The sequence below is a fragment of the Pseudomonas sp. genome (assembly GCF_050739995.1).
Taxonomy (GTDB): domain Bacteria; phylum Pseudomonadota; class Gammaproteobacteria; order Pseudomonadales; family Pseudomonadaceae; genus Aquipseudomonas.
Map to the genome: position 1 here is coordinate 1 of NZ_JBOICG010000027.1, position 5,514 is coordinate 5,514.

The following is a 5,514-nucleotide window of genomic DNA, read 5'->3' on the forward strand; positions in this document are numbered from 1 at the left end:
ACCCAGCGCGGGACAAGCCCGCTCACTACAAATGATACGTTCGACATACCACCGCTTAACTGACTGGCATTAGGGCAAGCCTCCTCCCACATTTGATTGGTGCAGGACTTAGAAACCGGGGGCAATCTGGCCTTTGTAGCGGGTCAGGATGAACTGGCGCACCTCATCGGAATTCAACGCCTTGGCCAGTTTCTGGATGCGTGGGTCGTAGAGGTTGTCGGGCCGCGCCACCAGATACTCGACGTACAAGGACTTGCCCTTCTCCACGATCAACGCACTGTTGGTGTCGATTCCCGCTTCCAAGGCGTAGTTGGCAAACACAAACGCCAGGTCCACCTGACTCACTGAGCGGGCGAGCAAGGCACCTTCCAGTTCGCGGATTTTCAGGTGCTTTGGGTTCTCGGCAATATCGCGCTGGGTGCTGAGGGTGTTGCTCGGGTCCTTGAGCTTGATCAGCCCGGCCTCATCCAGCAACACCAGCGCACGGCCGGTGTTGACCGGGTCGTTGGGGATCGACACGGTGGCGCCGTCTTTCAATTCAGCGATGTGCTTGATCCGCGTCGAATAAGCCCCGAACGGCTCGATATGCACGCCCACCACCGGCACCAGGTCGGTGTGGCGGGTCTTGTTGTAATCATCGAGGAACGGACGGTACTGGTAATAGTTGGCGTCGATATTTTTCAGCGCCAACTGCTGGTTGGGTTGGATGAAGTCGGTGAAAACTTTGATCTGCAGGTCCACGCCCTCCTTGGCCAGCACCGGTTTGACGAACTCAAGGATCTCCGCGTGGGGCACGGGCGTGGCACCCACCACCAGTTTCTCGTTGGCAAACGCGTTCAACGACAGGACAGCAGCCAAAATGGCCAGGGATTTTTTCATACATGCTCCGAAGGCAGTAGCTATAGGAATTAACGACGGCTGTAACGCGCCACCAAACGATCACCGGTCATTTGCAGGGCCTGTACCAACACCAGCAAGAGCACCACGGTGACCACCATCACGTCGGTCTGGAATCGTTGGTAGCCATAGCGAATCGCTAGGTCACCCAGGCCACCCCCGCCAATCACCCCGGCCATCGCGGTGTAGTCCACCAACACGATCGCGGTGACGGTCACTGCCGCCAGCAAGCCACCCCGGGCTTCCGGCAGGAGCGTGTGGCGAATCATCTGCCAGGTACTGGCTCCCATCGACTGGGTCGCCTCCACCACGCCGCGATCGACTTCGCGCAACGCGGTTTCCACCAGCCGCGCAAAGAACGGCGTGCACCCCACCACCAGCGGCGGGATGGTGCCCGGAACACCGAGCGAGGTGCCCACCAGCAAGGTGGTCAGCGGTATCAACACAATCAGCAGAATGATGAACGGCAGCGACCGCAGCACGTTAACCACCACCGACAGCAGTCGATAAACCACTATCGCTTCGTGCAACTGACGCTTGCCGGTGAGAAACAGCAGCACGCCCAGCGGCAGCCCCAGCAGCACAGTAAAACCGAGGGCAGCAGCCAGCATGCTCAGGGTTTCCAGGCAGGCCTGGCCGATGTCGGCCCAGTAGATGTTCTTGAACAGTTCGGCCATGAATCACGACCAGTCGTGGCGCGGCGGCTTGGCGCCATTGAGCAGCCAGTTGCCCACCACGTGGTATTTCCAGCGCACCGGGTCGTGCAAGGTGTGCACCCGCGCGTTGCGCCAGTGCCGGTCAAAGTTGTGCTTCTTCAACGTCGAACGGGTGCCGCCCAGTTCAAACAGCTTGTTGCTGGCCTCGATGGCAATTTCAGTGGTGAGCACCTTGGCCCTGGCCATGGCCAGGGAGGCATGGGCGACGTTGTCTTCATTCGGCGCCGGGCGTGCGCAATCGAGGGCGAAACCTGCACGCTCCAACAGGGCTTCGGCGGCTTCCAGACGGATATCCAGGGCGCCGACCTGAATGATGGCCAACGGGTCCTCACTGGCTCTCTCCACGCCGGCGTCGATCCACGGCCGAGCGAACTGTTGCACGAACTGCACGGTGTCACGCAGTGCAGCGCGGGCGATGCCGGCGTCGATCGCGGCGGTGGTCAGTTGTGCGAATGGACCAGCCAGAGTCGGTGAATCGTAGGACTTATGCGTAGGAAACAGATTGAACGCTGGCACCCGCAAACCCTGCGCCAGCACAGTACCGCTGGAGGTGGTGCGCTGGCCCATGCTGTCCCAATCGTCGACGACCACCAGCCCTTCGGTGCCTCGTTTCACGAAGGCCAACTGCGCATTCTGCTGTTCATCCAGCGCCAGCACCGCCAGCCAGTGGGCGTACAACGAACCGGTGCAATACCCCTTGCGGCCGTTGATCACATAGCCATCACCTTCGCGGCGGATCGTGGCCTGGATGTCCTGCACGTGCTTGCCGCCGGTTTCCGACAGCGCATTGGCAAAACGATGGCCTTGCAAGGCCAGGCCAAAGAAATGCGCTTGTTGTTCCGGCGAACCTTGCAGGCGAATGTCCTCCAGCAGGCAGTAGTGGTTCTGTGGGATTTGCCCCAGTGAAGGATCGGCCGCCGAGATAATCGCGATCACCTGGGCGAGCACCGCGTAGGACACCTGCGCCCCACCGAACTCACGCGGCACACTGATACCCCACAGACCGCTGTTGGAATACAGGTCAACCACTTCGGCGGGCACCTGACGGGTGCGGTCACGTTCGGCGTCCTGCTCCAGCAATACAGCGGCGACACGGTGCGCCACGGCAATCGCCTCGGCTTCATCACGGATCAGTTCAGCGTGGGGCGTGTGGATCGGGTAATCGGCAGACACAGGCAGTACAGGCATACAACGCTCTCGGGCGAATGGTTTGCCTAGGGCATTGCAGCTTCTGTGCCGAGCCCTGGATCAGGCGATTTGGTGATAAAAACCTGAGCCAACCTCGCTCTTGGCGCAGCAAATTGCCGGTTCACTGTTGCCTGGGCAACACCTCGTCGGTTACCCGCAGGCCGCGACTGACGTGGCCTATAGTGAAAAGGCCGTACCTCCATAACCACAACCAAAGGAGAACGAAATGAGCGTTAAACCTATTCCTGAGGGTTATCACAGCATCACGCCTTATCTGGGTATCGAAAAAGCATCGGAAGCCATCGACTTTTACAAGAAGGCATTCGACGCCATTGAAGTCATGCGCATGCCAATGCCCGACGGCAGAATCGGCCATGCCGAACTGCGCATCGGTGATTCGGCGTTGATGATGGCGTCGCCCTGCGGCCAGATGGAATTCGGCAGCCCCGGGAAAGAGCCCACCAGTGTCTGCCTGCATCTGTATGTCCCGGATGTCGACAAACAGTTCAAGCAGGCCGTCGCAGCCGGAGCCACAGTGATCTCGGAGCCCAAGGATCAGTTCTACGGCGACCGTTCCTGCACCTTGAAAGATCCGTTTGGCCATATGTGGTTTCTGGCCACGCGCAAAGAGGACCTGACCCCAGAACAGATCCGCCAGCGCGCTGACGAAATGTTCAAGCAAGGCTAATCAACAGGAGCCGGCTCGCCGGCTCCTACACACTTCATGAACACCCCCTCCACGCTTTCCCTCTTGCCCCGAACACAGTGTGATTCCAGGATGCAGGCAATCATCACAAGGAGTCATTCCATGTTCGCCGGCTTCCAAAAAGACCAGTGCCACGTCAACGGCGTCAGCATCAGTTACCGCAAAGGCGGTAGCGGTCCCGGCCTGCTCCTGCTGCACGGGCACCCGCAAACCCACGTCATCTGGCACAAAGTCGCCGAACAATTGGCCGAACACTTCACCGTCGTGGCGGCCGACCTGCGTGGTTACGGCGACAGCAGCAAGCCACCAGCCAATGACCGGCACACACACTATTCGAAACGCGAAATGGCCCGCGACGGCATCGAGCTGATGCAGGCGTTGGGCTTCAACACCTTCTCGGTGCTGGCCCATGACCGTGGCGCCCGTGTCGCTCATCGCCTGGCGCTGGACCATCCCCAGGCGGTGCAGCGCATGGTGCTGCTGGATATCGCACCGACCTTGTCGATGTACGCACAAACCAATGAAGTTTTCGCCCGTGCCTACTGGCACTGGTTCTTCCTGATCCGCCCGGCACCGCTGCCTGAAACCCTGATCGAGAGTAATCCCGAGCTGTACCTGCGCAGCGTGATGGGCAGCCGCAGCGCCGGGCTCAAGCCATTCACCGATGAAGCCTTCGCCGAATACCTGCGCTGCCTGCAACTGCCCGGCAGCGCCACGGGCATCTGCGAGGACTACCGTGCCGCCGCGGGTATCGACCTTGAGCATGACCAGGCCGACATCGATGCCGGCAACCCTCTGACCTTGCCGCTGCTGGTGTTGTGGGGTGCAGAAGGCACTGTTGGACGCTGTTTCGAGCCGCTCAAGGAATGGCAGAAAGTCGCCACCGATGTGCGTGGCAAGGCCTTGCCGGCCGGCCATTACATCGCCGAAGAGGCCCCCGAGCTGTTGCTGGGCGAAGTCCTGCCCTTTCTGCGCTGAGTGCTATTCTGGCGGCTCATGCCGCCACGTCTGTTTCTGATGACCCATAAGAAAGATACCGTGCCCCTACCCGAAGACCTGCGGGTGTTCCTGACCGTGATCCGCAAGGCCGGCTTCGCGGCCGCCGCCGATGAGCTGGGGCTGTCGCCGGCGTATGTCAGCAAACGCATCCAGATCCTCGAAACCACCCTCGCCACCCGGCTGCTGCACCGCACCAGCCGCCGTATCGCCTTGACTGAAGATGGCGAACGGGTACAGCGCTGGGCTGTGCGCATCCTCGAAGACTTCCAGCAACTGTCCGATGAGCTTTCCGAGGCCCACGACAGCCCTCGTGGTCACCTGCATGTGTGCAGCAGCTTCGGTTTTGGCCGCAACCATGTGGCCCCCGCTCTGTCGTTGCTGGCCGAACAGAACCCGGGCCTGGAGATCCGCCTGGACCTGTTCGACCGCGTGGTGGACATCGTCAGCGAAGGCTTTGACCTGGAGATTCGTGTAGGAGATGACATTCCCGGCCAGCACATCGGCCGGCAGTTGGTGAGCAACCGCCGCATACTCTGCGCTGCACCGGCCTACTTGCAACGCCAAGGCACGCCGCAGCAGTTGAGCGAGCTGGAACAACATGACTGCCTGGTGATCAAGGAGCGTGACAACGCATTCGGCATCTGGAACCTGGAACACGACGGCGCCCCGGAAAGCGTGCGCGTCCGCGGGCCGTTGTCCTCCAACAATGGCGAAATCGCGTTGCAATGGGCGTTGGATGGGCGCGGGGTGCTACTGCGCTCGATGTGGGACGTGAAACCGTTGCTGGAGCAAGGCCGGCTGGTGCAAGTGCTGCACGGCTACACCCAGAGTGCCAATGTGTGGGCGGTGTATCCGACACGGTTGGCGTACTCCGGGAAGTTGAGGGCATGCGTGGAATTTTTGCAGGAGCACTTCAAAGGACTTTCTATTTGACCCCAATCGGGGCCTGTAAACCCAATCGACTGTGGGAGGGGGCTTGCTCCCGATTACGGTGGATCAGCCACTGAT

Annotated in this window: 6 protein-coding genes; 3 read left to right on the forward strand and 3 right to left on the reverse strand. The window is 60.6% G+C overall.

Going from position 1 to position 5,514, the window contains the following annotated elements; genetic code table 11:
* Positions 1–108 precede the first annotated feature (108 nt).
* From ACRESD_RS00815 to ACRESD_RS00825, 3 genes are read right to left on the reverse strand one after another with little or no spacing between them, the layout of a single operon-like run.
* Positions 109–879: a MetQ/NlpA family ABC transporter substrate-binding protein gene (locus ACRESD_RS00815; RefSeq protein ID WP_431749192.1), complete on the reverse strand. Its 771-nt coding sequence runs from the start codon at positions 877–879 to the stop codon at positions 109–111.
* Positions 880–908: 29 nt separating this feature from the next.
* Positions 909–1,574 carry a methionine ABC transporter permease gene (locus ACRESD_RS00820; protein WP_431749193.1) on the reverse strand — a complete coding sequence of 222 codons (666 nt, stop codon included), beginning with the start codon at positions 1,572–1,574 and terminating at the stop codon, positions 909–911.
* Between the two features lie 3 nt (positions 1,575–1,577).
* Positions 1,578–2,801, reverse strand: coding sequence for an SfnB family sulfur acquisition oxidoreductase (locus ACRESD_RS00825; protein ID WP_431749194.1), 1,224 nt, complete (start codon positions 2,799–2,801; stop codon positions 1,578–1,580).
* 226 nt (positions 2,802–3,027) lie between these two features.
* On the opposite strand from ACRESD_RS00825, the gene ACRESD_RS00830 reads away from it, so the two are divergent.
* From ACRESD_RS00830 to ACRESD_RS00840, 3 genes are all read left to right on the forward strand, one after another.
* Positions 3,028–3,489, forward strand: coding sequence for a VOC family protein (locus ACRESD_RS00830; RefSeq protein WP_431749195.1), 462 nt, complete (start codon positions 3,028–3,030; stop codon positions 3,487–3,489).
* A gap of 120 nt (positions 3,490–3,609) precedes the next feature.
* Positions 3,610–4,485 carry an alpha/beta fold hydrolase gene (locus tag ACRESD_RS00835; RefSeq protein ID WP_431749196.1) on the forward strand — a complete coding sequence of 292 codons (876 nt, stop codon included), beginning with the start codon at positions 3,610–3,612 and terminating at the stop codon, positions 4,483–4,485.
* A gap of 39 nt (positions 4,486–4,524) precedes the next feature.
* A complete protein-coding gene (locus tag ACRESD_RS00840) occupies positions 4,525–5,439 on the forward strand; it encodes a LysR substrate-binding domain-containing protein (protein ID WP_431749197.1) in 915 nt (304 codons plus the stop codon).
* The last annotated feature ends 75 nt before the right edge of the window (positions 5,440–5,514 follow it).

What these genes read in the sequence shown, in the direction of transcription:
- ACRESD_RS00815 (WP_431749192.1), bottom strand. Translation starts at nt 879, where the DNA reads ATGAAAAAATCCCTGGCCATTTTGGCTGCTGTCCTGTCGTTGAACGCG.
- ACRESD_RS00820 (WP_431749193.1), bottom strand. Translation starts at nt 1,574, where the DNA reads ATGGCCGAACTGTTCAAGAACATCTACTGGGCCGACATCGGCCAGGCC.
- ACRESD_RS00825 (WP_431749194.1), bottom strand. Translation starts at nt 2,801, where the DNA reads ATGCCTGTACTGCCTGTGTCTGCCGATTACCCGATCCACACGCCCCAC.
- ACRESD_RS00830 (WP_431749195.1), top strand. Translation starts at nt 3,028, where the DNA reads ATGAGCGTTAAACCTATTCCTGAGGGTTATCACAGCATCACGCCTTAT.
- ACRESD_RS00835 (WP_431749196.1), top strand. Translation starts at nt 3,610, where the DNA reads ATGTTCGCCGGCTTCCAAAAAGACCAGTGCCACGTCAACGGCGTCAGC.
- ACRESD_RS00840 (WP_431749197.1), top strand. Translation starts at nt 4,525, where the DNA reads ATGACCCATAAGAAAGATACCGTGCCCCTACCCGAAGACCTGCGGGTG.